Origin of the sequence: Bacillus sp. FSL K6-0255, from assembly GCF_045040725.1 — a bacterium.
GTDB classification, from domain to species: Bacteria; Bacillota; Bacilli; order Bacillales; family Bacillaceae; genus Bacillus; species Bacillus subtilis.
Window position 1 is genome coordinate 1,606,209 of sequence record NZ_CP150278.1, and the last position, 24,560, is coordinate 1,630,768.

Below are 24,560 nucleotides of genomic sequence, written 5' to 3' on the forward strand. Positions count from 1 at the left end.
TTGCCGCATGAAAGAAAGAGGGTTATTAATCGTTCTCTCAGGTCCCTCAGGAGTTGGTAAAGGAACGGTTCGACAAGCGATCTTTTCGCAGGAAGACACAAAATTTGAATATTCGATTTCAGTAACCACAAGAAGTCCAAGAGAGGGCGAAGTGAACGGAGTCGATTATTTTTTCAAAACAAGAGACGAATTCGAGCAAATGATTGCGGACAACAAGCTGCTTGAATGGGCAGAGTATGTCGGCAATTATTACGGCACGCCAGTCGATTATGTTGAACAGACGCTTCAAGATGGAAAAGACGTCTTTTTAGAAATTGAAGTTCAAGGGGCTCTTCAAGTGAGAAATGCTTTCCCGGAAGGCCTGTTTATTTTCCTTGCGCCTCCAAGCCTTTCTGAACTGAAAAACAGAATCGTGACACGAGGAACAGAAACAGACGCTCTGATTGAAAATCGAATGAAAGCCGCAAAAGCTGAGATCGAAATGATGGATGCTTATGACTATGTCGTTGAAAACGATAATGTCGAAACGGCTTGCGATAAAATCAAAGCAATCGTTCTTGCTGAACATTTGAAGCGTGAACGCGTTGCACCAAGATATAAGAAAATGCTGGAGGTTGAATAATCAATGTTAGATCCGTCAATTGATTCTTTAATGAATAAATTAGATTCAAAATATACGCTGGTGACTGTTTCTGCGAGACGTGCCCGTGAAATGCAAATCAAAAAAGACCAAATGATTGAACATACGATTTCACACAAATATGTAGGCAAAGCTTTAGAAGAAATTGATGCAGGCCTGCTTTCGTTTGAAAAGGAAGACCGCGAATAGTAGCACAAGTAGCAACCTATATCATGTAGGTTGTTATTTTTTTCCGTGCGGTTTTGTAAAGTGCAGAGGGGGAGAATTCATTGCTTAACAATCGAAATGTGTTACTTTGCGTGAGTGGAGGCATCGCTGTTTATAAAGCCTGTGCGTTAACGAGCAAGCTGGTTCAGGCAGGAGCAAATGTCAAAGTGATTATGACTGAATCCGCTTGCCGATTCGTTTCACCGCTGACATTTCAGGCATTGAGCCGCCACGAAGTCTATACAGATACATTTAAAGAACAAAATCCAAGCGTCATTTCTCATATTGATGCCGCAGACTGGGCCGACTTGATTATCGTAGCGCCGGCTACGGCTAATGTGATTGGAAAACTGGCAAACGGCATCGCTGATGATATGCTGACGACAACATTGTTGGCAGCAACGGCTCCCGTTTGGATCGCGCCGGCAATGAACGTTCATATGTATGACCACCCGGCAGTCAAACGAAACATTTCTGTTCTTTATCAGGACGGTTATCGTTTTATTGAGCCAAGTGAGGGCTATTTAGCATGCGGTTACGTAGGAAAAGGCAGATTGGAAGAGCCGGAAAACATCGTAAAGCTGGCCGAAAAACATTTTGCTGAAGAAACATCCGCTCCTTTAGAAGGCAAGCATGTGGTCATTACAGCCGGCCCAACGCGGGAAGCGATTGATCCTGTCCGGTTTTTTACCAATAAATCGACGGGCAAAATGGGCTACGCACTGGCGGAGGCTGCTGTTCAGCTCGGCGCACGGGTAACCTTAATTTCTGGGCCTGTTTCACTTGATCAGCCTAAAGGCCTTGCTGAGTTTATCCCTGTTCAATCGGCTGCGGATATGCGCGAAGCTGTGCTCTCTGTGTATGACGCAAGCGATATAGTCATTAAAACAGCTGCGGTAGCCGATTTTACGCCGAAAACAGTATTTGACCATAAAATGAAAAAACAAGACGGCGGCATGACCTTAGAACTGAAAAGAACAGTCGATATTTTGAAAGAATTGGGCGAGAAAAAGAAAGAGCAGATTTTGGTCGGATTTGCCGCCGAAACACAAGACATTGAACACTATGCACGTAAAAAGCTCGCCACTAAAAACCTTGATTTGATTGTGGCAAATGATGTGAAAGCAAATGGGGCCGGTTTTGGTGCTGATACGAATATCGTGACAATCTTTTTCAAAGACGGGCATAAACGCGAACTCCCGATTATGTCTAAGCTCGATGTTTCTTTTGAAATCCTTCAGGAGATCGCAGCCCTCTCAAAACAAACCGGAGAGCGCTCATGAATTTTGCAGAAGTCATCGTTGATGTCAGCACCAAAAATATAGACAGGCCTTTTGATTATAAAATCCCAGACCATCTGAAGGGCATGATCAAAACGGGGATGCGGGTCATTGTTCCGTTTGGCCCCCGTAAGATTCAAGGGTTTGTGACAGCAGTCAAAGAAGCATCTGACCTATCGGGAAAATCTGTCAAGGAAGTAGAGGATTTATTAGATCTTACACCTGTTCTGACAGAGGAGCTTATGATTCTGTCATCATGGCTGTCAGACAAAACGCTGTCTTTTAAAATAACGGCGCTTCAAGCAATGCTGCCTGCCGCCTTAAAGGCGAAATATGAAAAAGAATTAAAAATTGCACACGGAGCCGATCTTCCGCCGCAAGTGGAACGGCTGTTTTCTGAAACAAAGACGCTGCTGTATTCAGATATACCCGATCATGAGACGCTGAAACTGATTCAAAGGCATGTTCAAAAAGGGGACATTGACGTGACGTATAAAGTCGCGCAAAAAACCAATAAAAAAATGGTCAGGCATATTCAGGCAAATGCGAGTAAAGAAGAGCTTGCTAAGCAGGCTGAGGGATTGTCCCGCCAAGCAGCAAAACAGCAGGCGATTCTTCACTTTCTCATCTCTGAGCCGGAAGGTGTGAAAATTCCTGCGGCGGAATTGTGCAAAAAAACGGACACGAGCTCTGCAACCATCAAAACCCTTATCCAAAAAGGGCTTTTGAAGGAAAGCTATGAAGAGGTTTACAGAGATCCCTATCAGGACAAAATGTTCAAAAAAACAGAGCCCCTGCCGCTGACAGACGAACAGAGGGCTGCCTTCGAGCCCATACGCGAGACATTGGACAGCGATGAGCATAAAGTGTTCCTCCTTCACGGCGTGACAGGAAGCGGAAAAACCGAAATTTATCTGCAATCAATTGAAAAAGTACTGGCGAAAGGAAAAGAAGCCATCGTCCTCGTACCGGAAATATCGCTGACGCCGCAAATGGTCAACCGCTTCAAGGGCCGCTTCGGCTCCCAGGTGGCAGTCATGCACAGCGGTTTATCCACAGGAGAAAAATATGACGAGTGGCGTAAAATCCACCGGAAGGAAGTACGGCTTGTCGTCGGTGCCAGATCCGCCATTTTTGCTCCGTTTGAAAATCTCGGAATGATAATCATCGATGAAGAGCACGAGTCTTCCTATAAACAGGAAGAAATGCCGCGCTATCATGCGAAAGAGGTGGCAATCAAGCGGGCTGAGCATCACAGCTGCCCGGTTGTATTAGGGAGTGCTACGCCGACATTAGAATCATATGCTAGAGCGCAAAAGGGCGTATACGAGCTTCTTTCACTGAAGCACCGTGTTAACCATCGGGTGATGCCCGAGGTTTCGCTTGTCGATATGAGAGAGGAGCTTAGAAACGGCAATCGCTCGATGTTTTCAGTTGAATTGATGGAAAAGCTTGAAGAAACGATTGCCAAGGGTGAGCAGGCGGTGCTGTTTTTAAATAAGAGGGGCTACTCTTCCTTTGTGATGTGCAGGGATTGCGGCTATGTCCCGCAATGCCCGCACTGCGACATTTCCATGACGTATCATCGTTACGGCCAAAGGCTGAAATGCCATTATTGCGGACATGAAGAGCCTGTTCCGCACACTTGTCCTGAATGCGCAAGCGAGCATATCCGCTTTTTCGGAACGGGAACACAGCGAGTGGAGGAAGAGCTGACAAAAGTGCTGCCAAGTGCGAGAGTGATTCGGATGGATGTTGACACGACATCACGGAAAGGCGCCCATGAAAAATTACTGTCAGCTTTCGGAGAAGGAAAAGCGGATATTCTTCTCGGAACGCAAATGATCGCGAAAGGGCTTGATTTTCCGAATGTCACGCTTGTCGGAGTGTTAAGTGCTGATACAACACTTCATATTCCTGATTTCAGATCGGCTGAAAAAACATTTCAGCTGTTAACGCAAGTCAGCGGCCGGGCAGGCAGGCATGAAAAGCCCGGCCATGTCATCATTCAAACGTATACACCGTCTCATTACAGTATCCAGCTGACGAAAACACACGATTATGAAACGTTCTATCAGCATGAAATGGCGCACAGGAGAGAGCAATCCTATCCGCCATACTACTATTTGGCTCTTGTGACTGTTTCTCATGAGGAAGTGGCGAAAGCAGCGGTTACAGCTGAAAAAATCGCTCATTTTTTGAAAGCAAACTGCGGAGCTGACACGAAAATTCTCGGACCAAGCGCGTCGCCGATAGCCAGGATCAAAGATAGATATCGCTATCAATGCGTGATAAAATACAAACAGGAAACCCAGTTATCCGCTTTATTGAAGAAGATACTGGAACATTATAAACGCGAAATTGAACAAAAACATGTAATGATTTCAATTGATATGAATCCTTATATGATGATGTAAGATCTCACGTCTTGGAGGGTAACAAATTGGCAGTAAAAAAGGTCGTCACACATCCTGCGGAGGTTTTGGAAACACCTGCGGAAACCGTGACTGTTTTTGATAAAAAGCTAAAAAAACTGCTTGATGATATGTACGACACCATGCTTGAAATGGATGGTGTCGGACTGGCAGCGCCGCAAATCGGCATTTTAAAAAGAGCGGCCGTCGTAGAAATCGGGGATGACAGAGGGAGAATTGATCTCGTTAATCCTGAAATTTTAGAAAAAAGCGGCGAGCAAACCGGAATTGAAGGATGCTTGAGCTTTCCTAACGTCTATGGTGATGTCACACGTGCCGATTATGTCAAAGTGCGTGCGTTTAACCGTCAGGGAAAACCGTTCATTCTGGAAGCGCGAGGCTTTTTAGCAAGAGCCGTGCAGCATGAAATGGACCACTTAGACGGTGTGCTGTTTACATCTAAAATAAGTAAATACTATACAGAAGATGAACTAGCGGATATGGAAGGATGATTTGATGACGAGAATCGTATTTATGGGAACGCCGGATTTTTCAGTTCCTGTTTTAAGAACCCTGATAGAGGACGGATATGAAGTAGTGGGGGTCGTCACACAGCCGGACCGTCCGAAGGGCAGAAAAAAAGTACTGACACCTCCTCCGGTAAAGGAAGAGGCATTGCGCCACGGCATCCCGGTTCTTCAGCCGGAAAAAGTCAGATTGACAGAAGAAATTGAAAAAGTGCTGGCATTAAAGCCTGACCTGATTGTAACGGCGGCATTCGGACAAATTTTGCCTAAAGAGCTTCTCGACAGTCCAAAATACGGCTGCATTAACGTTCACGCATCCCTTTTGCCGGAACTGCGCGGCGGTGCTCCGATCCATTATTCCATTCTGCAGGGAAAGAAGAAAACCGGGATTACCATTATGTATATGGTAGAAAAATTGGATGCGGGCGATATGATCTCAAAAGTGGAAGTGGACATTGAAGAAACCGACAATGTCGGAACACTGCACGATAAATTAAGCGTTGCTGGCGCGAAGCTATTGTCTGAAACGGTTCCAAACGTTATTGCCGGCAGCATATCACCTGAAAAGCAGGATGAAGAGAAAGCGACGTACGCGCCTAACATTAAAAGAGAGCAAGAGCTGCTCGACTGGTCCAGAACGGGCGAAGAGCTTTACAACCAGATCCGCGGCTTAAATCCATGGCCTGTTGCTTATACGACTCTAAACGGACAAAACTTGAAAATATGGGCGTCGAAAAAAATAGCGGCACCAACAACAGCTGAGCCCGGCACAGTCGTTGCAGTTGAAAAGGAAGGAATTATCGTTGCCACAGGTAACGAGACGGCTCTGTTATTAACCGAACTCCAGCCGGCAGGCAAAAAACGAATGAAAGGCGAAGACTTTGTGCGAGGCGCTCATGTTGAAGCCGGTGATGTGTTAGGAGTAAACAATGAAAAAAACTAGTGTTCGTGACATCGCCCTTGAGGCGCTGATCAAATTAGAACAAAACCAGGCATACAGCAACCTGCTGCTGAAATCGGTCATTAAATCAAATGAACTGAGTGATCAGAACAGAGGGCTTTTGACTGAACTTGTCTATGGTACATTACAAAATAAGATCGCGCTTGATTATATGCTTAAACCGTTTATCAATAAGCCTCAAAAGGTAAAGCCGTGGGTGATTCAGCTTCTTCGCCTATCCTTATATCAAATGGAGTATTTGGAGAAGATTCCAGACAGGGCAGCCATTCATGAAGCGGTTGAGATTGCTAAAATCCGCGGACACAAAGGCATTGCTTCATTTGTCAACGGCGTGCTCCGTTCTATTCAGCGCGAAGGTGTTCCATCCTTTGACGCGATCGAAGATCCTGTCCGCCGGCTGGCGACAGAAACAAGCCATCCGGAATGGCTTGTGAAAGAGTGGGCGGATGCGTATGGATTTGAAGCTGCGGAAAAGATTTGCCGCATCCATCTCATTCCGCCGAAACAGACGCTGCGTGTCAATCAAATGAAAGCAGACAGAGCTGAGCTGCTTGACCAAATGGCTGCTGAGGGAATCGAAGTTGAAAAAGGCGACCTCGCTGAAGATGCTGTGAAGCTCTTAAAGGGAACAATTGCCGGAACTCATTTCTTCCAAAACGGCGAAGTTTCTATCCAGGATGAGAGCTCCATGCTCGTCGCCCGCGCCCTTGATCCTAAGTCAGATGAAACAGTGCTTGACGCGTGTGCGGCGCCTGGCGGAAAGTCGGCTCATATCGCAGAATTAATGAAGAACAAGGGGAGCGTTACGTCGCTTGATCTTCACAAACATAAAGTGAAGCTGATCAAAGAAGCGGCAGATCGGCTTGGCCTGACAATCATTCATGCGGAAACAATGGATGCTAGAAAAGCGGGGGAAACGTTTGAAAACGAACAGTTTGACCGAATATTGGTCGATGCCCCGTGCTCAGGTTTCGGTGTTATCAGAAGAAAGCCGGACATGAAATACACGAAAAAACCTGACGACAGCGCCCGTCTAGCTGAAATCCAGCTGTCGATCTTGAGGGAAATCGCACCATTAGTAAAAAAAGGTGGCACTCTTGTCTACAGTACGTGTACAATGGACCGGACAGAAAATGATGAAGTAATACATGCGTTTATACAAGAACATCCTGATTTTGAACCCGATTTGTCTCTTGAAAAGCGGCTGCCTGAAAAGGTGAGACCCTTTGTTCGGGATGGAAGGCTTCAAATCCTTCCTCATTATTTCGGAACAGATGGTTTCTTTATTTGCAGCATGAGAAAGAAGGGATAAGCAATGGCAGAACTTAATAAAACAAAAGTAAGAAAAGAATTGCGGACAGAGCGTCCGTCTATTTATTCTTTTGAATTAGATGAAATCAAACAATGGCTGACAGACAATGGAGAGAAACCGTTCCGTGCAGCCCAGATCTTTGAATGGCTATATGAAAAACGCGTATCTTCTTTTGAAGATATGACAAACCTCTCAAAGGATCTGCGTGAGAAATTAAACACTCGCTTTGTGTTAACAACGCTGAAAACGGCTGTTAAACAAACCTCTCAAGACGGTACGATGAAGTTTTTGTTTGAGCTTCATGACGGTTATACCATCGAAACCGTTTTAATGAGACACGAGTATGGCAATTCTGTATGTGTAACGACACAAGTCGGCTGCCGTATTGGCTGCACATTCTGCGCGTCAACGCTTGGAGGCTTAAAACGAAACCTTGAAGCAGGGGAAATTGTCGCTCAAGTAGTCAAAGTGCAAAAAGCTCTTGATGAAACGGATGAACGCGTCAGCTCTGTCGTGATCATGGGAATCGGCGAACCTTTTGATAACTTTAACGAAATGCTCGCTTTCTTGAAAATCATTAACCATGACAAGGGCCTGAATATCGGTGCTCGCCATATTACGGTCTCTACGAGTGGAATCATCCCGAAAATTTACGAATTTGCTGATCAGCAAATGCAGATTAACTTTGCAATTTCTCTGCACGCGCCGAACACAGAAATCAGAAGCCGTTTGATGCCGATTAACAGAGCATATAAACTGCCTGATCTAATGGAAGCCGTTAAATATTATATTAATAAAACAGGACGCCGTATCAGCTTTGAATACGGGCTGTTCGGAGGCGTAAACGACCAGGTGGAACACGCCGAAGAGCTTGCCGACTTGCTGGAAGGAGTCAAATGCCACGTGAACTTGATTCCGGTAAACTACGTGCCTGAACGGGACTATGTGCGCACACCGCGTGATCAGATTTTTGCTTTTGAAAAAACGCTGAAATCCCGCGGAGTAAATGTCACAATCCGAAGAGAGCAAGGACATGACATTGACGCAGCCTGCGGTCAGCTTCGCGCGAAGGAGCGTCAAGACGAGACGAGGTGATGAGGGTTGTTAACAGCCTTAAAAACAGATACAGGAAAAATCCGCCAGCATAATGAAGATGATGCGGGGATATTCAAGGGGAAAGATGAATTTATATTAGCGGTTGTCGCTGATGGCATGGGCGGCCATCTTGCTGGAGATGTTGCGAGCAAGATGGCTGTGAAAGCCATGGGGGAGAAATGGAATGAAGCAGAGACGATTCCAACTGCGCCCTCGGAATGTGAAAAATGGCTCATTGAACAGATTCTATCGGTAAACAGCAAAATATACGATCACGCTCAAGCCCACGAAGAATGCCAAGGCATGGGGACGACGATTGTATGTGCACTTTTTACGGGGAAAACGGTTTCTGTTGCCCATATCGGAGACAGCAGATGCTATTTGCTTCAGGACGATGATTTCGTTCAAGTGACAGAAGACCATTCGCTTGTAAATGAACTGGTTCGCACTGGAGAGATTTCCAGAGAAGACGCTGAACATCATCCGCGAAAAAATGTGTTGACGAAGGCGCTTGGAACAGACCAGTTAGTCAGTATTGACACCCGTTCCTTTGATATAGAACCCGGAGACAAACTGCTTCTATGTTCTGACGGACTGACAAATAAAGTGGAAGGCACTGAGTTAAAAGACATCCTGCAAAGCGATTCAGCTCCTCAGGAAAAAGTAAACCTGCTTGTGGACAAAGCCAATCAGAATGGCGGAGAAGACAACATTACAGCAGTTTTGCTTGAGCTTGCTTTACAAGTTGAAGAGGGTGAAGATCAGTGCTAATCGGCAAGCGGATCAGCGGGCGTTACCAAATTCTCCGCGTCATAGGCGGCGGGGGAATGGCCAACGTGTATTTAGCTGAGGATATCATTCTAGACCGTGAAGTCGCAATTAAAATCCTGCGGTTTGACTATGCAAATGACAATGAATTTATCAGACGTTTCCGCAGAGAAGCCCAATCCGCATCAAGCCTCGATCACCCGAATATTGTCAGCATTTATGATTTGGGCGAGGAAGATGATATTTATTATATTGTCATGGAATACGTTGAAGGCATGACGCTTAAAGAATACATAACAGCAAATGGGCCGCTTCACCCTAAAGAAGCGCTGAACATCATGGAGCAAATTGTCTCAGCCATCGCTCATGCCCATCAAAACCAGATTGTTCACAGAGACATCAAGCCGCATAACATTTTGATTGATCATATGGGAAATATCAAAGTAACGGATTTTGGAATTGCGACGGCACTAAGTTCGACCACAATCACCCATACCAATTCAGTTCTGGGCTCGGTCCATTACTTATCACCTGAACAGGCCCGGGGCGGCTTAGCCACAAAAAAATCGGATATTTATGCGCTTGGAATCGTTCTATTTGAGCTTTTAACCGGCCGTATTCCGTTTGATGGAGAGTCAGCAGTCAGCATCGCCTTGAAGCATCTTCAAGCGGAAACTCCTTCGGCAAAAAGGTGGAATCCATCGGTCCCCCAAAGCGTTGAAAACATCATACTCAAGGCAACTGCCAAAGATCCTTTTCATCGCTACGAAACGGCTGAAGACATGGAAGCAGACATAAAAACAGCTTTTGATGCCGACAGACTCAATGAAAAGAGATTTACGATTCAAGAAGATGAAGAAATGACAAAAGCGATACCTATCATTAAAGATGAAGAACTTGCTAAAGCTGCTGGCGAAAAAGAAGCTGAAGTGACAACCGCACAAGAAAACAAAACAAAGAAGAACGGCAAAAGAAAAAAGTGGCCGTGGGTTTTGCTCACGATATGCCTCGTTTTTATCACAGCTGGAATTCTTGCTGTCACTGTTTTTCCGTCGCTTTTCATGCCTAAGGATGTCAAAATACCTGATGTCTCCGGAATGGAATACGAAAAAGCCGCAGGGCTCTTGGAAAAAGAAGGTTTACAGGTTGATTCCGAGGTGTTGGAAATCTCAGATGAAAAAATTGAAGAGGGCCTGATGGTAAAAACGGATCCTAAAGCGGATACCACAGTCAAAGAAGGCGCCACGGTCACCCTTTATAAGAGCACCGGAAAAGCAAAAACGGAGATCGGTGATGTGACAGGCCAAACGGTCGACCAAGCAAAAAAAGCGTTGAAGGACCAAGGGTTTAATCATGTAACAGTAAATGAAGTGAATGACGAGAAAAATGCGGGCACTGTCATTGACCAAAATCCTTCAGCAGGGACTGAGCTGGTCCCGAGTGAAGATCAAGTCAAACTTACAGTCAGTATCGGACCCGAAGACATTACGCTTAGAGACTTGAAAACCTACAGTAAAGAAGCAGCGTCTGGATATCTGGAAGACAACGGATTGAAGCTTGTAGAAAAAGAAGCATACTCAGATGATGTTCCAGAAGGACAGGTTGTCAAACAAAAACCAGCAGCAGGTACGGCAGTAAAGCCGGGAAACGAAGTTGAAGTGACATTCTCTCTCGGACCAGAGAAAAAACCTGCGAAAACAGTGAAAGAAAAGGTCAAGATCCCCTACGAACCAGAAAATGAAGGGGACGAGCTTCAAGTGCAAATCGCGGTTGACGATGCGGATCACAGCATCTCTGACACTTACGAAGAATTTAAGATAAAAGAGCCGACTGAACGAACGATCGAACTAAAGATTGAACCAGGCCAAAAAGGGTACTATCAAGTAATGGTAAACAATAAAGTTGTCAGCTACAAAACCATTGAGTATCCGAAAGATGAATAACAAGGAGGGAAAATATGCCTGAGGGCAAAATTATTAAGGCGCTAAGCGGCTTTTACTATGTACTGGATGAATCAGAGGATTCAGATAAAGTAATACAATGCAGAGGAAGAGGCATTTTCAGAAAAAACAAAATTACCCCTCTTGTCGGTGATTACGTTGTGTATCAAGCTGAAAATGACAAAGAAGGATATCTAATGGAAATTAAAGAAAGAACCAACGAGCTTATCAGGCCGCCAATTTGCAACGTTGATCAAGCGGTCCTTGTTTTCTCAGCGGTTCAGCCTTCTTTCAGCACGGCATTGCTCGACCGCTTCCTGGTTCTCGTTGAGGCCAATGATATTCAGCCGATTATATGCATTACTAAAATGGATCTGATTGAAGATCAAGATACAGAAGATACGATACAAGCCTATGCAGAAGACTATCGGAATATTGGTTATGACGTATACCTTACCTCCTCTAAGGACCAAGATAGTTTAGCGGACATCATCCCGCATTTTCAGGATAAAACAACGGTATTTGCCGGTCAGTCCGGTGTTGGGAAATCCTCGCTTCTCAACGCGATCAGTCCGGAGCTCGGATTAAGAACAAACGAGATTTCCGAGCATTTGGGCCGCGGGAAACACACAACCCGCCACGTGGAGCTGATTCACACGTCCGGAGGTTTGGTTGCAGATACACCGGGATTCAGCTCGCTTGAATTTACAGACATTGAGGAAGAAGAGCTGGGCTATACCTTCCCTGATATCAGAGAAAAAAGCTCTTCATGCAAATTTAGAGGCTGTTTACATCTGAAAGAGCCGAAATGTGCGGTGAAACAAGCTGTTGAAGACGGGGAATTAAAGCAGTATCGCTATGACCATTATGTTGAATTTATGACGGAGATTAAAGACAGAAAGCCGAGGTATTAGCATAATGATAAAGGTTGCACCATCTATTCTTTCCGCTGATTTTGCCGCTTTAGGCAATGAGATTAAAGATGTAGAAAAAGGCGGAGCCGATTGTATTCATATTGATGTTATGGACGGCCATTTTGTCCCGAATATCACAATCGGTCCGCTGATTGTAGAAGCGGTCCGGCCGGTAACGGATCTGCCGCTTGATGTCCATTTAATGATAGAAGAGCCGGATCGTTATATCCCGGCTTTTGCGAAAGCAGGCGCAGATATCCTGTCTGTGCATGCTGAGGCATGTCCGCACCTGCACCGTACCATCCAGCTCATTAAAGAGCAAGGAGTGAAGGCCGGAGTAGTTCTAAACCCGCATACCCCTGTACAAGTCATCGAACATGTTTTCGACGATCTTGATCTTGTTCTTTTAATGACGGTGAACCCGGGCTTCGGCGGGCAGAAATTTATTCATTCAGTCCTTCCTAAAATAAAAGAGGTTAAGCGAATGGCGGATGAAAAAGGAAAAAAAGATCTGTTAATTGAAGTAGACGGCGGCGTCAACAAAGAAACCGCTCCGCTCGTCATTGAAGCGGGCGCAAATTTACTCGTTGCCGGTTCAGCTGTTTATGGCCAGTCTGACCGCAAAAAAGCAATTTCTGAAATCAGAGGAAGTAAATAAGCAGCTTTAGAAAAGAGCTGGGCATACAATAGCCTAAGCTCTTTTTCCTGTATGCAGAGAAAGGAATCAGAGATGAAAACAATTAATATCGTTGCGGGAGGCCCGAAAAATCTCATTCCCGATCTAACCGGCTATACGGATGAACACACGCTTTGGATCGGTGTTGACAAAGGCACCGTCACTCTCTTAGATGCCGGGATCATTCCTGTTGAAGCCTTCGGAGATTTTGACAGCATAACGGAGCAAGAACGCCGGCGAATAGAAAAAGCCGCTCCCGCCCTTCATGTGTATCAAGCAGAAAAAGATCAAACAGATTTAGACCTCGCCCTTGATTGGGCGCTGGAAAAGCAGCCGGATATTATTCAGATTTTCGGCATTACAGGCGGCAGAGCTGATCATTTTTTAGGAAACATTCAGCTTCTGTATAAAGGTGTAAAAACGAACATAAAAATTAGGCTGATAGACAAACAAAATCATATTCAAATGTTCCCTCCTGGTGAATATGATATTGAGAAGGATGAAAATAAGCGATATATCTCCTTCATACCGTTTTCCGAAGACATACATGAGCTGACCCTGACCGGTTTTAAATATCCTCTAAATAATTGTCATATTACGCTCGGTTCAACACTATGTATTAGTAACGAACTCATTCATTCACGAGGTACTTTTTCGTTTGCAAAAGGCATATTAATAATGATAAGAAGCACGGATTAAGCATGTGCTTTCATTCAATTGCTGAAAACAATGAACAAGGCGGTTACGGGACGTTATAGGAGGGGACAAAAATGAAATTTTACACCATTAAATTGCCGAAGTTTTTAGGAGGAATTGTCCGGGCGATGCTGGGCTCATTTAGAAAAGATTAATGCCCAGGGGTTCAAAGCCCTCTTTCACCACATAAAAACGCCTGCCACATATCGGGGCAGGCGTTCATTTTGTTATACACGCTCAACTTTACCGGATTTCAAAGCTCGAGCAGATACATATACTTTTTTAGGTTTTCCGTTCACAAGGATACGAACCTTTTGAAGATTCGCGCCCCAAGTGCGCTTAGAAGCGTTCATTGCGTGAGAACGGTTATTCCCAGCTGTTGTTTTTTTACCTGTGATAACGCATTTACGTGCCATTTGTTTCCCTCCTCACTTGCACAAAACATCTACTTTTTAACATTCATATAATCTTAGATGCTTTCGATATGGATACTTTAAATAATTTACCACAGCTAAAAAACGTTTGCAACTATTGTTTCATCATCTTTCAAGAAAATTCACTTGACATCTTGCGGAAACAGCAGCGCTATAGTATATGTAGAGGTACGGCCAGCGATTATTGCCTGGTCTTTTCATAATGGAAACCATATAGTAGAATAGCTGTAACTCTATGCATTCGAAGGAGGAACTAGTGTGTCCATTGAATTAAGAACGAAGTACGGACAGATTGATATATCTAATGAAGTCATCGCGATGGTTGCAGGAGGCGCGGCGGTTGACTGTTACGGCATTGTCGGCATGGCCTCTAAAAACCAGATTAAAGACGGACTGACTGAAATCCTTCGGAAAGAGAATTTCAGCAGGGGTGTCCAAGTTCGCCAAGAAGGAGAACAGATACATATCGACATGTATATCATTGTCAGCTACGGCACGAAAATTTCTGAAGTGGCACATAATGTCCAAACAAAAGTAAAGTACACAGTAAATCAAACCATCGGACTGGCAGTGGACTCTGTCAATATTTATGTCCAAGGCGTACGAGTGACGAACCCGTAGTTAGGAGGAGTAGGATTGTCTATCAGAACATTAAACGGCAGAACCTTTGCCGAGATGATTCTTGCGGGAGCGCAGAATCTGTCTCAAAACGCCAGTGCAGTTGATGCACTGAACGTGTTTCCGGTGCCGGACGGTGATACGGGAACAAATATGAACCTGTCGATGACTTCCGGAGCAAGAGAAGTTGAACAAATGGATACGGATGATATCGGGAAGGTGGGTTCCGCGTTATCTAAAGGGCTGCTCATGGGAGCACGCGGAAATTCAGGAGTTATCCTATCCCAATTGTTCCGCGGATTTAGCAAAAGCATTGAAACGAAAAAAGAAATTAATGCACTTGAGTTTGCCGCTGCGCTGCAAGCAGGTGTAGACATGGCGTATAAAGCTGTCATGAAACCTGTAGAGGGCACCATTTTAACAGTTGCAAAAGACGCTGCAAAAAAAGCGATGATCTTAGCAGAAAAAGAAACCGATATCACTGCGCTGATGATTGCAGTGACAGAAGAAGCAGAGGCGTCTTTAAACCGCACCCCTGAATTGCTACCTGTCCTAAAGGAAGTAGGAGTTGTCGATAGCGGGGGCAAAGGCCTGCTTTGTGTGTATGAAGGTTTCCTTGCTTCATTAAAAGGTGAAACTGTACCTCAGAAAGCAGTTCTTCCGTCACTTGACGACATGGTCAGCGCGGAGCATCACAAGAGCGCGCAAAGCATGATGAATACCGAAGATATTGAATTTGGATTCTGTACCGAAGTGATGGTTAGGCTTGATCAGACAAAAAGAGAGTTCGACGAAGGTACGTTCAGGCAAGACCTCAGCCAGTTCGGAGATTCTCTGCTTGTGATTGCGGATGAATCGCTGGCGAAGGTTCATATTCATGCTGAAGAGCCGGGAAACGTGTTAAACTACGCCCAGCATTACGGTGAATTGATCAAAATAAAAATAGAAAATATGAGAGAACAGCATACCTCTATCATCAGTCAAGAAAGCAAACCTGCAGACAACGAAATACCGCCGGCAAAACAGCCGTATGGCATTGTGACTGTGGCGATGGGAGAAGGAATTTCAGACCTATTCAAAAGCATTGGCGCTTCTGTTGTGATCGAAGGCGGCCAGACCATGAACCCAAGCACTGAGGATATTGTTGATGCCGTGAAGTCTGTAAATGCAGATACGGTATTTATCCTTCCTAACAACTCCAACATTATCATGGCTGCTAACCAAGCGGCCAGCGTAGTGGATGAACAGGTTTTTGTCATTCCTGCTAAAACGGTTCCGCAAGGGATGTCAGCCCTGCTGGCTTTTAACCCGGATCAAGAAGCTGAAGCGAACGAGGCCAATATGCTAAGCGCCATTCAGCAAGTAAAAAGCGGACAGGTGACGTTCTCAGTCAGAGATACTCATATTGACGGTAAAGATATTAAAAAAGGCGACTTTATGGGCATTCTGAATGGAACGATTATCGGCACTTCTGAAAATCAGCTGTCAGCCGCGAAAATGCTGCTGTCAGAAATGATCGGAGAAGATGATGAAATCGTGACCATTCTATATGGTGAGGATGCGTCTCAGGAAGAAGCTGAGCAGCTTGAAGCGTTTCTCAGTGAAAAGTACGAGGAGATTGAGGTTGAGATCCACAATGGGAAACAGCCTCTGTATTCGTATATAGTTTCTGCAGAATAGAAGGGCAATTTGCCCTTCTATTCTTATGTCTGCTTTTAAGTGCGGCAGCGCTGTAACGCGCCCGCTTGCCATTTTATATCTGATCAATTAGTCTAGAAGCAAAGCGCTAATAAGCTCTGGTTCATAAGGAGGAATAGCATGAAATACAGAAGCATTTTTGATATTATCGGCCCGGTTATGATCGGTCCGTCCAGCTCTCATACAGCGGGAGCTGCTAGAATCGGGAGAGTGGCCAGAAGTTTATTTGGCAGAGAGCCTGAGCGCATCATTGTATCTTTTTACGGCTCGTTTGCGGAAACGTATAAGGGCCACGGCACAGATGTCGCGATTATCGGCGGATTGCTTGATTTTGATACATTCGATGAACGGATTAAAACCGCTATACAAATTGCAGAAGCTAAAGGAATTGATATAGAGTTTCGGGTAGAAGACGCAGTCCCGGTCCATCCGAACACAGCAAAAATCACCATTTCTGATGAAAAGGGTGAGCTGGAACTGACGGGTATTTCGATTGGCGGAGGAAAGATTGAAATCACAGAATTGAATGGTTTTGAGCTCCGGCTGTCAGGAAATCATCCGGCCATATTAGTTGTTCATAATGACAAGTTTGGCACAATTGCCGGTGTTGCCAATGTTCTGGCGAAATTTTCAATCAACGTAGGACATATGGAAGTAGCCCGGAAAGATATCGGCCAGCTTGCGCTGATGACAATAGAGGTCGACCAAAATATTGACGACCACATTCTCGACGAGCTGTCGAAACTGCCGAATATTATTCAAGTGACAAAGATTGCTGACTAGCGAAAAGGGTCAGGAGGAGCCAGTTATGTTTCGTAATGTAAAAGAATTAATTGAGATTACTAAAGAAAAACAAATATTGATCTCTGATGTGATGATAGCTCAAGAGATGGAAGTAACAGAAAAAACAAAAGAGGACATTTTTCAGCAGATGGATCATAACCTGTCTGTTATGGAAGCGGCGGTTCAGAAAGGACTCGAGGGAGTTACGAGCCAAACGGGCTTAACAGGCGGAGATGCCGTTAAATTGCAGGCCTATATTCGATCAGGAAAAAGCCTGTCTGGCCCGCTGATTTTAGATGCTGTATCGAAAGCCGTTGCAACAAATGAAGTAAATGCAGCAATGGGAACCATCTGTGCGACACCGACTGCAGGTTCTGCCGGTGTGGTGCCCGGTACGTTATTTGCTGTAAAAGAAAAGCTGAATCCAACAAGAGAACAAATGATCCGCTTTTTGTTTACAGCCGGGGCTTTCGGATTTGTCGTGGCTAATAACGCAAGCATTTCCGGCGCCGCCGGAGGATGTCAGGCAGAGGTTGGATCAGCTTCAGGCATGGCGGCTGCGGCCATTGTTGAAATGGCAGGAGGAACACCCGAACAAAGCGCGGAAGCCATGGCCATTACATTAAAAAATATGCTAGGCCTCGTGTGCGACCCTGTTGCAGGGCTGGTTGAGGTGCCTTGCGTGAAACGGAATGCGATGGGCGCGTCAAATGCGATGATTGCCGCTGATATGGCATTGGCGGGCATTACAAGCCGTATTCCATGTGATGAGGTTATCGATGCCATGTATAAAATAGGCCAAACGATGCCAACTGCACTTAGAGAAACAGGCCAGGGCGGTTTAGCGGCAACACCGACAGGAAGAGAATTAGAGAAAAAAATTTTCGGAGGAGCGCTAGGTTCACGTGAAACAACATCAGCAAACTAGTATAGCTAACATTAAGGGTATTGGGCCGGAAACAGAAAAAACATTACACGAACTCGGTATTTATGACATTTCTGATCTTCTGAATTATTTCCCTTATCGCTATGATGACTACGAGCTGAGGGATTTAGAAGAAGTAAAGCATGATGAAAGAGTCACAGTCGAAGGGAAGGTTCATTCAGAGCCTTCTCTTACCTATTACGGAAAAAAACGAAACAGGCTGACATTCAGGCTTCTGGTCGGCCACTATTTAATTACAGCCGTATGTTTTAACCGGCCTTATTTGAAGAAGAAGCTTTCGCTCGGCTCTGTGGTGACGGTTTCAGGTAAATGGGACAAGCACCGCCAAACCATCTCTGTTCAGGAGTTGAAAAACGGGCCGCATCAAGAAGACAAAAGCATTGAACCAGTGTATTCTGTGAAAGAAAATGTTACCGTCAAAATGATGAGGCGCTTTATTCAGCAGGCGCTGACCCAATATGCAGACTCACTTCCTGATCCTCTTCCGGAAAAGCTAAGAAAAAGCTATAAACTGCCTGACTATTATCAGGCGTTAAAAGCAATGCACCAGCCTGAAACAAGGGAAGCATTAAAGCTTGCCAGACGGCGGTTTGTTTATGAAGAATTTTTGTTGTTTCAGTTGAAAATGCAGGCGTTCCGAAAGGCGGAAAGAGAGCAGACACAAGGGATACGGCAACGTTTTTCAAACGAAGAACTTATGAGATTTATCAAAAGCCTCCCGTTTCCCCTCACAAACGCCCAGTCACGCGTTCTTCGCGAAATAACAGCAGACATGTCTTCTCCATACAGAATGAATCGTCTACTTCAAGGGGACGTTGGATCAGGAAAAACGGCAGTCGCCGCCATTGCACTGTATGCCGCGATCCTATCCGGATACCAAGGAGCGCTCATGGTGCCGACAGAAATTCTGGCCGAGCAGCATGCTGATTCGCTCGTTTCGCTATTTGAAAAATGGGACGTCAGCGTTGCTCTTTTGACAAGCTCTGTTAAAGGGAAGCGGCGAAAAGAACTGCTTGAGCGTCTTGCGGCGGGTGAGATTGATATTCTTGTAGGAACCCACGCTTTAATCCAAGACGAGGTGGAGTTTAAGGCGCTGAGTCTCGTTATTACTGATGAACAGCACAGATTTGGAGTTGAGCAGCGCAAAAAGCTTCGGAACAAAGGCCAGGATCCCGATGTTCTCTTTATGACAGCCACTCCAATCCCAAGAACATTAGCGATCACAGTGTTCGGTGAAATGGATGTATCTGTCATTGATGAGATGCCGGCTGGACGAAAGCGAATTGAAACCTATTGGGTAAAACATGACATGCTTGATCGTATTTTGGCATTTGTCGAAAAAGAATTAAAGCTAGGCAGGCAGGCTTATATCATCTGTCCGCTGATTGAAGAATCAGACAAGCTTGATGTGCAAAACGCCATTGACGTGTACAATATGCTTTCTGATATTTTTCGGGGAAAATGGAATGTCGGCCTTATGCATGGAAAGCTGCATTCCGATGAAAAAGACCAGGTCATGAGAGAATTCAGCGCAAATCACTGTCAAATTCTCGTATCAACTACTGTTGTGGAGGTTGGCGTGAATGTTCCGAATGCAACGATTATGGTGATTTATGACGCCGACCGTTTCGGGCTATCACAGCTTCACCAGCTGCGCGGCCGTGTTGGACGGGGTGAGCATCAATCTTTCTGTATTCTGATGGCTGATCCAAAATCAGAAACAGGGAAAGAACGGATGAGGATCATGTCGGAGACCAATGACGGTTTCGAGCTGTCTGAAAAGGATCTGGAACTGAGAGGTCCCGGTGATTTCTTCGGAAAAAAACAAAGCGGAATGCCGGAATTTAAAGTGGCGGACATGGTTCATGATTACAGAGCGCTTGAAACGGCAAGGCAGGATGCTGCGAATCTTGTGGCTTCTGACGCGTTCTGGAAGGAGCCGGAATACGCTGTGTTAAGAGATGAATTGCTGAAGAGCGGAGTAATGGACGGGGAAAAATTAAGCTGAGTATCAGAAGTTTTTGGTGTTCAGCCAGAAACAATCGTTGCATTCCAATCTATGAAATTATATACTACTATTAGTACCTAGTCTTAATTGTCCGGATGGTGTTTAGATATGAGAAGAAATAAGAGAGAACGCCAGGAATTACTTCAGCAGACGATTCAAGCAACCCCCTTTATTACAGATGAAGAATTAGCGGGTAAATTCGGGGTGAGCATCCAGACGATACGTTTGGACCGCTTAGAGCTTTCCATACCTGAACTGAGAGAAAGAATTAAGAACGTGGCAGAGAAAACACTTGAGGACGAAGTGAAGTCTCTGTCACTTGATGAAGTTATCGGAGAAATTATTGACCTTGAGCTGGATGATCAGGCGATATCCATTTTAGAAATAAAACAGGAGCACGTGTTCAGCCGGAATCAGATTGCGAGAGGACACCATTTATTTGCACAGGCGAATTCTTTGGCCGTTGCAGTCATTGATGACGAGCTGGCGCTGACTGCAAGTGCAGACATCCGCTTTACAAGACAGGTAAAGCAGGGTGAACGTGTCGTAGCAAAAGCGAAAGTGACGGCTGTCGAAAAAGAAAAAGGAAGAACGGTTGTCGAAGTGAACAGCTACGTTGGCGAAGAAATTGTTTTTTCTGGACGCTTTGACATGTATCGTTCAAAACATTCATAAAGGTGGAGCATGCATGAGAATAGCTGTAGATGCAATGGGAGGAGACCACGCTCCCAAAGCTGTTATTGACGGAGTTATAAAAGGTATAGAGGCATTTGATGATCTCCATATCACACTTGTCGGTGACAAAACAACGATAGAATCACATTTAACAACTACATCAGATCGCATCACGGTGCTGCACGCAGATGAAGTGATTGAGCCTACGGATGAACCGGTCCGTGCCGTGCGAAGAAAAAAGAACTCATCTATGGTTCTTATGGCGCAGGAGGTTGCGGAAAACAGAGCTGACGCCTGCATTTCCGCAGGAAATACCGGTGCATTAATGACAGCCGGTCTCTTTATTGTCGGAAGAATTAAAGGAATTGACCGTCCGGCGCTTGCCCCGACACTTCCGACTGTTTCGGGAGACGGATTTCTTCTCCTTGATGTCGGCGCCAATGTCGATGCCAAACCGGAGCACCTCGTTCAATATGCCATCATGGGTTCTGTTTATTCTCAGCAAGTGCGCGGTGTCACTTCACCGAGAGTCGGACTTTTAAATGTCGGAACAGAAGATAAAAAAGGAAACGAACTGACGAAGCAGACGTTTCAAATTTTAAAAGAAACAGCAAACATCAATTTTATCGGAAACGTGGAAGCGCGAGACCTTTTAGATGATGTGGCGGATGTTGTAGTAACAGACGGCTTTACCGGGAATGTTACACTCAAAACGCTGGAAGGCTCTGCGTTGTCAATTTTTAAAATGATGAGAGACGTAATGACGTCTACTTTGACATCCAAGCTTGCAGCAGCTGTGCTGAAACCAAAATTGAAAGAAATGAAAATGAAAATGGAGTATTCGAATTATGGCGGAGCAAGTCTTTTTGGCTTAAAAGCGCCTGTGATCAAGGCGCACGGCTCTTCAGATTCAAATGCTGTATTCCATGCGATTCGGCAAGCAAGAGAGATGGTCAGCCAAAATGTGGCTGCGCTCATTCAGGAAGAAGTGAAAGAAGAAAAAACAGATGAGTAGTCTGGAGGTTTTTACATCATGAGTAAGATTGCATTTTTGTTCCCGGGTCAGGGATCACAATTTATCGGCATGGGAAAAGAGCTTTATGAGCAGGTGCCTGCTGCAAAGCGTCTGTTTGATGAAGCCGATGAAACATTAGAAACAAAACTCAGCTCGCTTATTTTTGAGGGTGCTGCTGAAGAATTAACACTTACATACAATGCGCAGCCTGCTTTGCTTACGACAAGCATCGCTGTTCTTGAGAAATTTAAAGAATCTGGCATTACACCTGATTTCACAGCAGGACACAGCCTTGGTGAATATTCTGCACTGGTTGCGGCTGGCGCTCTGTCTTTCAAAGATGCTGTTTATACCGTCAGAAAGCGCGGAGAGTTTATGAATGAAGCGGTGCCGGCTGGCGAAGGAGCAATGGCTGCGATTCTCGGCATGGATGCTGAAGCATTAAAGCGAGTAACCGATAAAGTCACAGAGGAAGGCAACCTTGTACAGCTTGCGAATCTCAACTGTCCTGGCCAAATCGTCATTTCCGGAACAGCTAAAGGGGTTGAGCTTGCATCTGAACTGGCAAAAGAGAACGGTGCAAAACGCGCAATTCCGCTTGAAGTAAGCGGTCCGTTCCATTCTGAACTGATGAAACCGGCTGCTGAAAAGCTGAAAGAGGTATTGGACGCCTGTGACATAAAAGACGCTGACGTTCCGGTCATCTCAAATGTTTCTGCTGACGTGATGACTGAAAAAGCAGATATCAAAGAAAAACTTATTGAGCAGCTTTACTCTCCGGTTCGTTTTGAGGAAAGCATTAACAAGCTGATCGCAGAGGGTGTTACGACTTTTATTGAAATCGGTCCCGGAAAAGTGCTTTCAGGCCTTGTGAAAAAAGTAAATAGACGGTTAAAAACAATTGCTGTATCAGATCCGGAAACGATCGAGCTGGCAATTCAAACGCTTAAGGAGGAGAATGATAATGCTTAATGATAAAACGGCTATTGTCACTGGCGCATCCCGCGGAATCGGCCGCTCAATCGCCCTTGACCTGGCAAAAAGCGGCGCAAATGTTGTCGTGAACTACTCCGGCAATGAAGCGAAAGCAAATGAAGTGGTAGATGAAATTAAATCAATGGGCAGAAAAGCAATTGCTGTCAAAGCGGATGTATCAAATCCCGAAGATGTACAAAACATGATAAAAGAAACATTGTCTGTTTTTTCTACGATTGACATTCTGGTTAATAATGCGGGAATTACAAGAGACAATCTCATCATGAGAATGAAAGAAGACGAATGGGATGACGTCATTAACATTAACCTGAAGGGTGTTTTCAACTGCACAAAAGCTGTTACAAGACAAATGATGAAACAGCGTTCAGGCCGCATTATTAACGTATCGTCTATCGTCGGCGTCAGCGGAAACCCTGGACAAGCCAACTACGTGGCTGCAAAAGCCGGCGTCATCGGTTTAACCAAATCTTCTGCTAAAGAGCTCGCCAGCCGAAATATTACGGTAAACGCAATAGCGCCAGGATTTATCTCAACTGATATGACAGATAAACTTGCAAAAGACGTTCAAGACGAAATGCTGAAACAAATTCCGCTCGCGCGCTTTGGTGAACCTAGCGATGTCAGCAGTGTTGTCACGTTCCTAGCTTCAGAGGGAGCTCGTTATATGACAGGCCAAACGCTTCATATTGACGGCGGAATGGTGATGTAAGTTTTTTCTCGAAAATTTCATCGTAGTTTCTCTAGTTTTTTAAAAACGAATCCACTATAATACTTGAGGGGAGGTGAATTGCTATGGCAGACACATTAGAGCGTGTAACGAAAATCATCGTAGATCGCCTTGGCGTTGATGAAGCAGACGTCAAACTTGAAGCTTCTTTCAAGGAAGACTTAGGTGCTGATTCCCTAGATGTAGTTGAGCTTGTTATGGAACTTGAAGACGAGTTTGATATGGAGATTTCTGACGAAGATGCTGAAAAGATTGCAACAGTCGGCGACGCTGTGAACTACATACAAAACCAGCAATAAGCTGATGCTAAAAGTCCCGCCGAAACGCGGGGCTTTAGCCCTTTATTCGTGCAGTTATTACAGCATGCCGCTTTTACGCGCGCTGTATCCGGTTTAGTCAGAGAAGCGCGGTGAACCTGATGTGCCTATGGAGGTTACTATGTCAAAACACTCACATTATAAAGATAAAAAAAAGTTCTATAAAAAAGTAGAACAATTTAAAGAGTTTCAAGAACGGATTTCGGTTCACTTTCAAAATGAAAAGCTTTTGTATCAAGCATTTACACATTCATCTTATGTGAATGAGCATCGGAAAAAGCCGTATGAAGATAATGAAAGGCTTGAATTTTTAGGTGACGCTGTTTTGGAACTGACGATCTCCAGATTCTTATTTGCCAAATACCCGGCTATGAGTGAAGGAGATTTGACGAAATTGAGAGCCGCAATTGTTTGCGAACCGTCTCTCGTTTCATTGGCTCACGAGCTGTCATTCGGCGATCTTGTCCTGTTGGGTAAAGGCGAGGAAATGACAGGCGGAAGAAAGCGTCCTGCTCTATTGGCGGATGTTTTTGAGGCATTTATCGGAGCCTTGTACCTTGACCAAGGATTAGAGCCGGTCGAAAGTTTCTTAAAAGTTTATGTGTTCCCTAAAATTAACGATGGTGCTTTTTCTCATGTGATGGATTTCAAAAGCCAGCTGCAGGAATACGTGCAGCGGGACGGCAAAGGCTCTCTGGAGTATAAAATCTCCAACGAAAAAGGACCTGCGCACAACCGTGAATTTGAAGCCATCGTATCTCTAAAAGGTGAACCACTCGGAGTCGGAAACGGCCGTTCAAAGAAAGAAGCCGAACAGCACGCTGCTCAGGAAGCTTTAGCTAAATTGCAAAAACACCATACGAAACAATAAAATCCCCCTTATGACTCAGGGGGATTTCAGTATGTATGCCGT

The 24,560-nt window shown here is 45.0% G+C and carries 26 protein-coding genes; 25 read left to right on the forward strand and 1 reads right to left on the reverse strand.

Annotation, left to right across the window (positions count from 1 at the left end):
- Nucleotides 1–7: 7 nt before the first annotated feature.
- From gmk to spoVM, 14 genes are all read left to right on the forward strand, one after another.
- Nucleotides 8–622 carry a guanylate kinase gene (gmk, locus tag MHB62_RS08375; protein WP_003232083.1) on the forward strand — a complete coding sequence of 205 codons (615 nt, stop codon included), beginning with the start codon at nt 8–10 and terminating at the stop codon, nt 620–622.
- A gap of 3 nt (nt 623–625) precedes the next feature.
- On the forward strand, nt 626–829 hold the full coding sequence (rpoZ, locus tag MHB62_RS08380; RefSeq protein ID WP_003221520.1) for a DNA-directed RNA polymerase subunit omega: 204 nt from the start codon (nt 626–628) through the stop codon (nt 827–829).
- 80 nt (nt 830–909) lie between these two features.
- Entirely contained in the window at nt 910–2,130 is a 1,221-nt protein-coding gene (gene coaBC, locus MHB62_RS08385; protein ID WP_032721529.1) for a bifunctional phosphopantothenoylcysteine decarboxylase/phosphopantothenate--cysteine ligase CoaBC, read from the forward strand.
- Nucleotides 2,127–4,544, forward strand: a complete 2,418-nt coding sequence (gene priA, locus MHB62_RS08390; RefSeq protein WP_003232079.1) for a primosomal protein N' — start codon at nt 2,127–2,129, stop codon at nt 4,542–4,544. Before coaBC ends, priA begins: the two co-directional genes overlap by 4 nt.
- Before the next feature lie 26 nt (nt 4,545–4,570).
- Nucleotides 4,571–5,053 carry a peptide deformylase gene (gene def / locus MHB62_RS08395; protein WP_003232077.1) on the forward strand — a complete coding sequence of 161 codons (483 nt, stop codon included), beginning with the start codon at nt 4,571–4,573 and terminating at the stop codon, nt 5,051–5,053.
- A gap of 4 nt (nt 5,054–5,057) precedes the next feature.
- Complete coding sequence (gene fmt, locus MHB62_RS08400; protein ID WP_003232070.1) at nt 5,058–6,011, forward strand: methionyl-tRNA formyltransferase; 954 nt, start codon at nt 5,058–5,060, stop codon at nt 6,009–6,011.
- Nucleotides 5,998–7,341: a 16S rRNA (cytosine(967)-C(5))-methyltransferase RsmB gene (gene rsmB / locus MHB62_RS08405; RefSeq protein ID WP_003232068.1), complete on the forward strand. Its 1,344-nt coding sequence runs from the start codon at nt 5,998–6,000 to the stop codon at nt 7,339–7,341. The genes fmt and rsmB overlap by 14 nt, the downstream gene beginning before the upstream one ends.
- Before the next feature lie 3 nt (nt 7,342–7,344).
- The gene (gene rlmN, locus MHB62_RS08410) at nt 7,345–8,436 is read left to right on the forward strand and encodes a 23S rRNA (adenine(2503)-C(2))-methyltransferase RlmN (protein WP_003232066.1); all 1,092 of its coding nucleotides are present in this window, start codon (nt 7,345–7,347) and stop codon (nt 8,434–8,436) included.
- 6 nt (nt 8,437–8,442) lie between these two features.
- Complete coding sequence (prpC, locus tag MHB62_RS08415) at nt 8,443–9,207, forward strand: protein-serine/threonine phosphatase PrpC (RefSeq protein ID WP_003232064.1); 765 nt, start codon at nt 8,443–8,445, stop codon at nt 9,205–9,207.
- Nucleotides 9,201–11,147, forward strand: a complete 1,947-nt coding sequence (gene prkC, locus MHB62_RS08420) for a serine/threonine protein kinase PrkC (RefSeq protein WP_003232062.1) — start codon at nt 9,201–9,203, stop codon at nt 11,145–11,147. The genes prpC and prkC overlap by 7 nt, the downstream gene beginning before the upstream one ends.
- A 14-nt stretch (nt 11,148–11,161) precedes the next feature.
- Nucleotides 11,162–12,058, forward strand: a complete 897-nt coding sequence (rsgA, locus tag MHB62_RS08425) for a ribosome small subunit-dependent GTPase A (RefSeq protein WP_003232060.1) — start codon at nt 11,162–11,164, stop codon at nt 12,056–12,058.
- Nucleotides 12,059–12,062: 4 nt separating this feature from the next.
- Complete coding sequence (gene rpe, locus MHB62_RS08430) at nt 12,063–12,716, forward strand: ribulose-phosphate 3-epimerase (RefSeq protein ID WP_003232058.1); 654 nt, start codon at nt 12,063–12,065, stop codon at nt 12,714–12,716.
- A 72-nt stretch (nt 12,717–12,788) separates the two neighbouring features.
- On the forward strand, nt 12,789–13,433 hold the full coding sequence (locus tag MHB62_RS08435; RefSeq protein WP_003245470.1) for a thiamine diphosphokinase: 645 nt from the start codon (nt 12,789–12,791) through the stop codon (nt 13,431–13,433).
- Nucleotides 13,434–13,504: 71 nt separating this feature from the next.
- On the forward strand, nt 13,505–13,585 hold the full coding sequence (spoVM, locus tag MHB62_RS08440; RefSeq protein ID WP_003221545.1) for a stage V sporulation protein SpoVM: 81 nt from the start codon (nt 13,505–13,507) through the stop codon (nt 13,583–13,585).
- 72 nt (nt 13,586–13,657) lie between these two features.
- Here the strand turns inward: spoVM and rpmB are convergent, their stop codons facing one another.
- A complete protein-coding gene (gene rpmB, locus MHB62_RS08445; protein WP_003221548.1) occupies nt 13,658–13,846 on the reverse strand; it encodes a 50S ribosomal protein L28 in 189 nt (62 codons plus the stop codon).
- Between the two features lie 276 nt (nt 13,847–14,122).
- Here rpmB and MHB62_RS08450 point away from each other — a divergent pair, with 276 nt between their 5' ends.
- The 11 genes from MHB62_RS08450 (at nt 14,123) to rncS (ending at nt 24,518) form a co-directional block, all read left to right on the forward strand.
- Nucleotides 14,123–14,485 (forward strand): Asp23/Gls24 family envelope stress response protein, encoded by a 363-nt coding sequence (locus MHB62_RS08450; protein WP_003232054.1) that lies wholly within the window; start codon nt 14,123–14,125, stop codon nt 14,483–14,485.
- A 15-nt stretch (nt 14,486–14,500) separates the two neighbouring features.
- On the forward strand, nt 14,501–16,162 hold the full coding sequence (locus tag MHB62_RS08455; RefSeq protein ID WP_003232052.1) for a DAK2 domain-containing protein: 1,662 nt from the start codon (nt 14,501–14,503) through the stop codon (nt 16,160–16,162).
- Between the two features lie 138 nt (nt 16,163–16,300).
- Nucleotides 16,301–16,963 carry an L-serine ammonia-lyase, iron-sulfur-dependent subunit beta gene (gene sdaAB, locus MHB62_RS08460; protein ID WP_019712516.1) on the forward strand — a complete coding sequence of 221 codons (663 nt, stop codon included), beginning with the start codon at nt 16,301–16,303 and terminating at the stop codon, nt 16,961–16,963.
- Nucleotides 16,964–16,988: 25 nt separating this feature from the next.
- Nucleotides 16,989–17,891, forward strand: coding sequence for an L-serine ammonia-lyase, iron-sulfur-dependent, subunit alpha (sdaAA, locus tag MHB62_RS08465; protein ID WP_003232049.1), 903 nt, complete (start codon nt 16,989–16,991; stop codon nt 17,889–17,891).
- Nucleotides 17,869–19,917 carry an ATP-dependent DNA helicase RecG gene (gene recG / locus MHB62_RS08470; protein ID WP_032721534.1) on the forward strand — a complete coding sequence of 683 codons (2,049 nt, stop codon included), beginning with the start codon at nt 17,869–17,871 and terminating at the stop codon, nt 19,915–19,917. The genes sdaAA and recG overlap by 23 nt, the downstream gene beginning before the upstream one ends.
- 108 nt (nt 19,918–20,025) lie before the next feature.
- Nucleotides 20,026–20,592: a transcription factor FapR gene (gene fapR, locus MHB62_RS08475; protein ID WP_003232044.1), complete on the forward strand. Its 567-nt coding sequence runs from the start codon at nt 20,026–20,028 to the stop codon at nt 20,590–20,592.
- Nucleotides 20,593–20,605: 13 nt separating this feature from the next.
- On the forward strand, nt 20,606–21,607 hold the full coding sequence (gene plsX, locus MHB62_RS08480) for a phosphate acyltransferase PlsX (protein ID WP_003232041.1): 1,002 nt from the start codon (nt 20,606–20,608) through the stop codon (nt 21,605–21,607).
- A gap of 18 nt (nt 21,608–21,625) precedes the next feature.
- Nucleotides 21,626–22,579 (forward strand): ACP S-malonyltransferase, encoded by a 954-nt coding sequence (gene fabD / locus MHB62_RS08485; RefSeq protein WP_032721536.1) that lies wholly within the window; start codon nt 21,626–21,628, stop codon nt 22,577–22,579.
- Complete coding sequence (gene fabG / locus MHB62_RS08490) at nt 22,572–23,312, forward strand: 3-oxoacyl-[acyl-carrier-protein] reductase (protein ID WP_003232035.1); 741 nt, start codon at nt 22,572–22,574, stop codon at nt 23,310–23,312. The genes fabD and fabG overlap by 8 nt, the downstream gene beginning before the upstream one ends.
- A gap of 83 nt (nt 23,313–23,395) precedes the next feature.
- Nucleotides 23,396–23,629 carry an acyl carrier protein gene (gene acpP / locus MHB62_RS08495; protein WP_003154310.1) on the forward strand — a complete coding sequence of 78 codons (234 nt, stop codon included), beginning with the start codon at nt 23,396–23,398 and terminating at the stop codon, nt 23,627–23,629.
- A gap of 139 nt (nt 23,630–23,768) precedes the next feature.
- Nucleotides 23,769–24,518, forward strand: a complete 750-nt coding sequence (gene rncS, locus MHB62_RS08500) for a ribonuclease III (RefSeq protein WP_003232030.1) — start codon at nt 23,769–23,771, stop codon at nt 24,516–24,518.
- Nucleotides 24,519–24,560: the final 42 nt, after the last annotated feature.

What these genes read in the sequence shown, in the direction of transcription:
- fabG (WP_003232035.1), top strand. Translation starts at nt 22,572, where the DNA reads ATGCTTAATGATAAAACGGCTATTGTCACTGGCGCATCCCGCGGAATC.
- sdaAB (WP_019712516.1), top strand. Translation starts at nt 16,301, where the DNA reads ATGAAATACAGAAGCATTTTTGATATTATCGGCCCGGTTATGATCGGT.
- rsmB (WP_003232068.1), top strand. Translation starts at nt 5,998, where the DNA reads ATGAAAAAAACTAGTGTTCGTGACATCGCCCTTGAGGCGCTGATCAAA.
- rncS (WP_003232030.1), top strand. Translation starts at nt 23,769, where the DNA reads ATGTCAAAACACTCACATTATAAAGATAAAAAAAAGTTCTATAAAAAA.
- acpP (WP_003154310.1), top strand. Translation starts at nt 23,396, where the DNA reads ATGGCAGACACATTAGAGCGTGTAACGAAAATCATCGTAGATCGCCTT.
- rpmB (WP_003221548.1), bottom strand. Translation starts at nt 13,846, where the DNA reads ATGGCACGTAAATGCGTTATCACAGGTAAAAAAACAACAGCTGGGAAT.
- fmt (WP_003232070.1), top strand. Translation starts at nt 5,058, where the DNA reads ATGACGAGAATCGTATTTATGGGAACGCCGGATTTTTCAGTTCCTGTT.
- rlmN (WP_003232066.1), top strand. Translation starts at nt 7,345, where the DNA reads ATGGCAGAACTTAATAAAACAAAAGTAAGAAAAGAATTGCGGACAGAG.
- gmk (WP_003232083.1), top strand. Translation starts at nt 8, where the DNA reads ATGAAAGAAAGAGGGTTATTAATCGTTCTCTCAGGTCCCTCAGGAGTT.
- spoVM (WP_003221545.1), top strand. Translation starts at nt 13,505, where the DNA reads ATGAAATTTTACACCATTAAATTGCCGAAGTTTTTAGGAGGAATTGTC.
- priA (WP_003232079.1), top strand. Translation starts at nt 2,127, where the DNA reads ATGAATTTTGCAGAAGTCATCGTTGATGTCAGCACCAAAAATATAGAC.
- rpoZ (WP_003221520.1), top strand. Translation starts at nt 626, where the DNA reads ATGTTAGATCCGTCAATTGATTCTTTAATGAATAAATTAGATTCAAAA.
- rsgA (WP_003232060.1), top strand. Translation starts at nt 11,162, where the DNA reads ATGCCTGAGGGCAAAATTATTAAGGCGCTAAGCGGCTTTTACTATGTA.
- fabD (WP_032721536.1), top strand. Translation starts at nt 21,626, where the DNA reads ATGAGTAAGATTGCATTTTTGTTCCCGGGTCAGGGATCACAATTTATC.
- fapR (WP_003232044.1), top strand. Translation starts at nt 20,026, where the DNA reads ATGAGAAGAAATAAGAGAGAACGCCAGGAATTACTTCAGCAGACGATT.
- MHB62_RS08435 (WP_003245470.1), top strand. Translation starts at nt 12,789, where the DNA reads ATGAAAACAATTAATATCGTTGCGGGAGGCCCGAAAAATCTCATTCCC.
- rpe (WP_003232058.1), top strand. Translation starts at nt 12,063, where the DNA reads ATGATAAAGGTTGCACCATCTATTCTTTCCGCTGATTTTGCCGCTTTA.
- plsX (WP_003232041.1), top strand. Translation starts at nt 20,606, where the DNA reads ATGAGAATAGCTGTAGATGCAATGGGAGGAGACCACGCTCCCAAAGCT.
- sdaAA (WP_003232049.1), top strand. Translation starts at nt 16,989, where the DNA reads ATGTTTCGTAATGTAAAAGAATTAATTGAGATTACTAAAGAAAAACAA.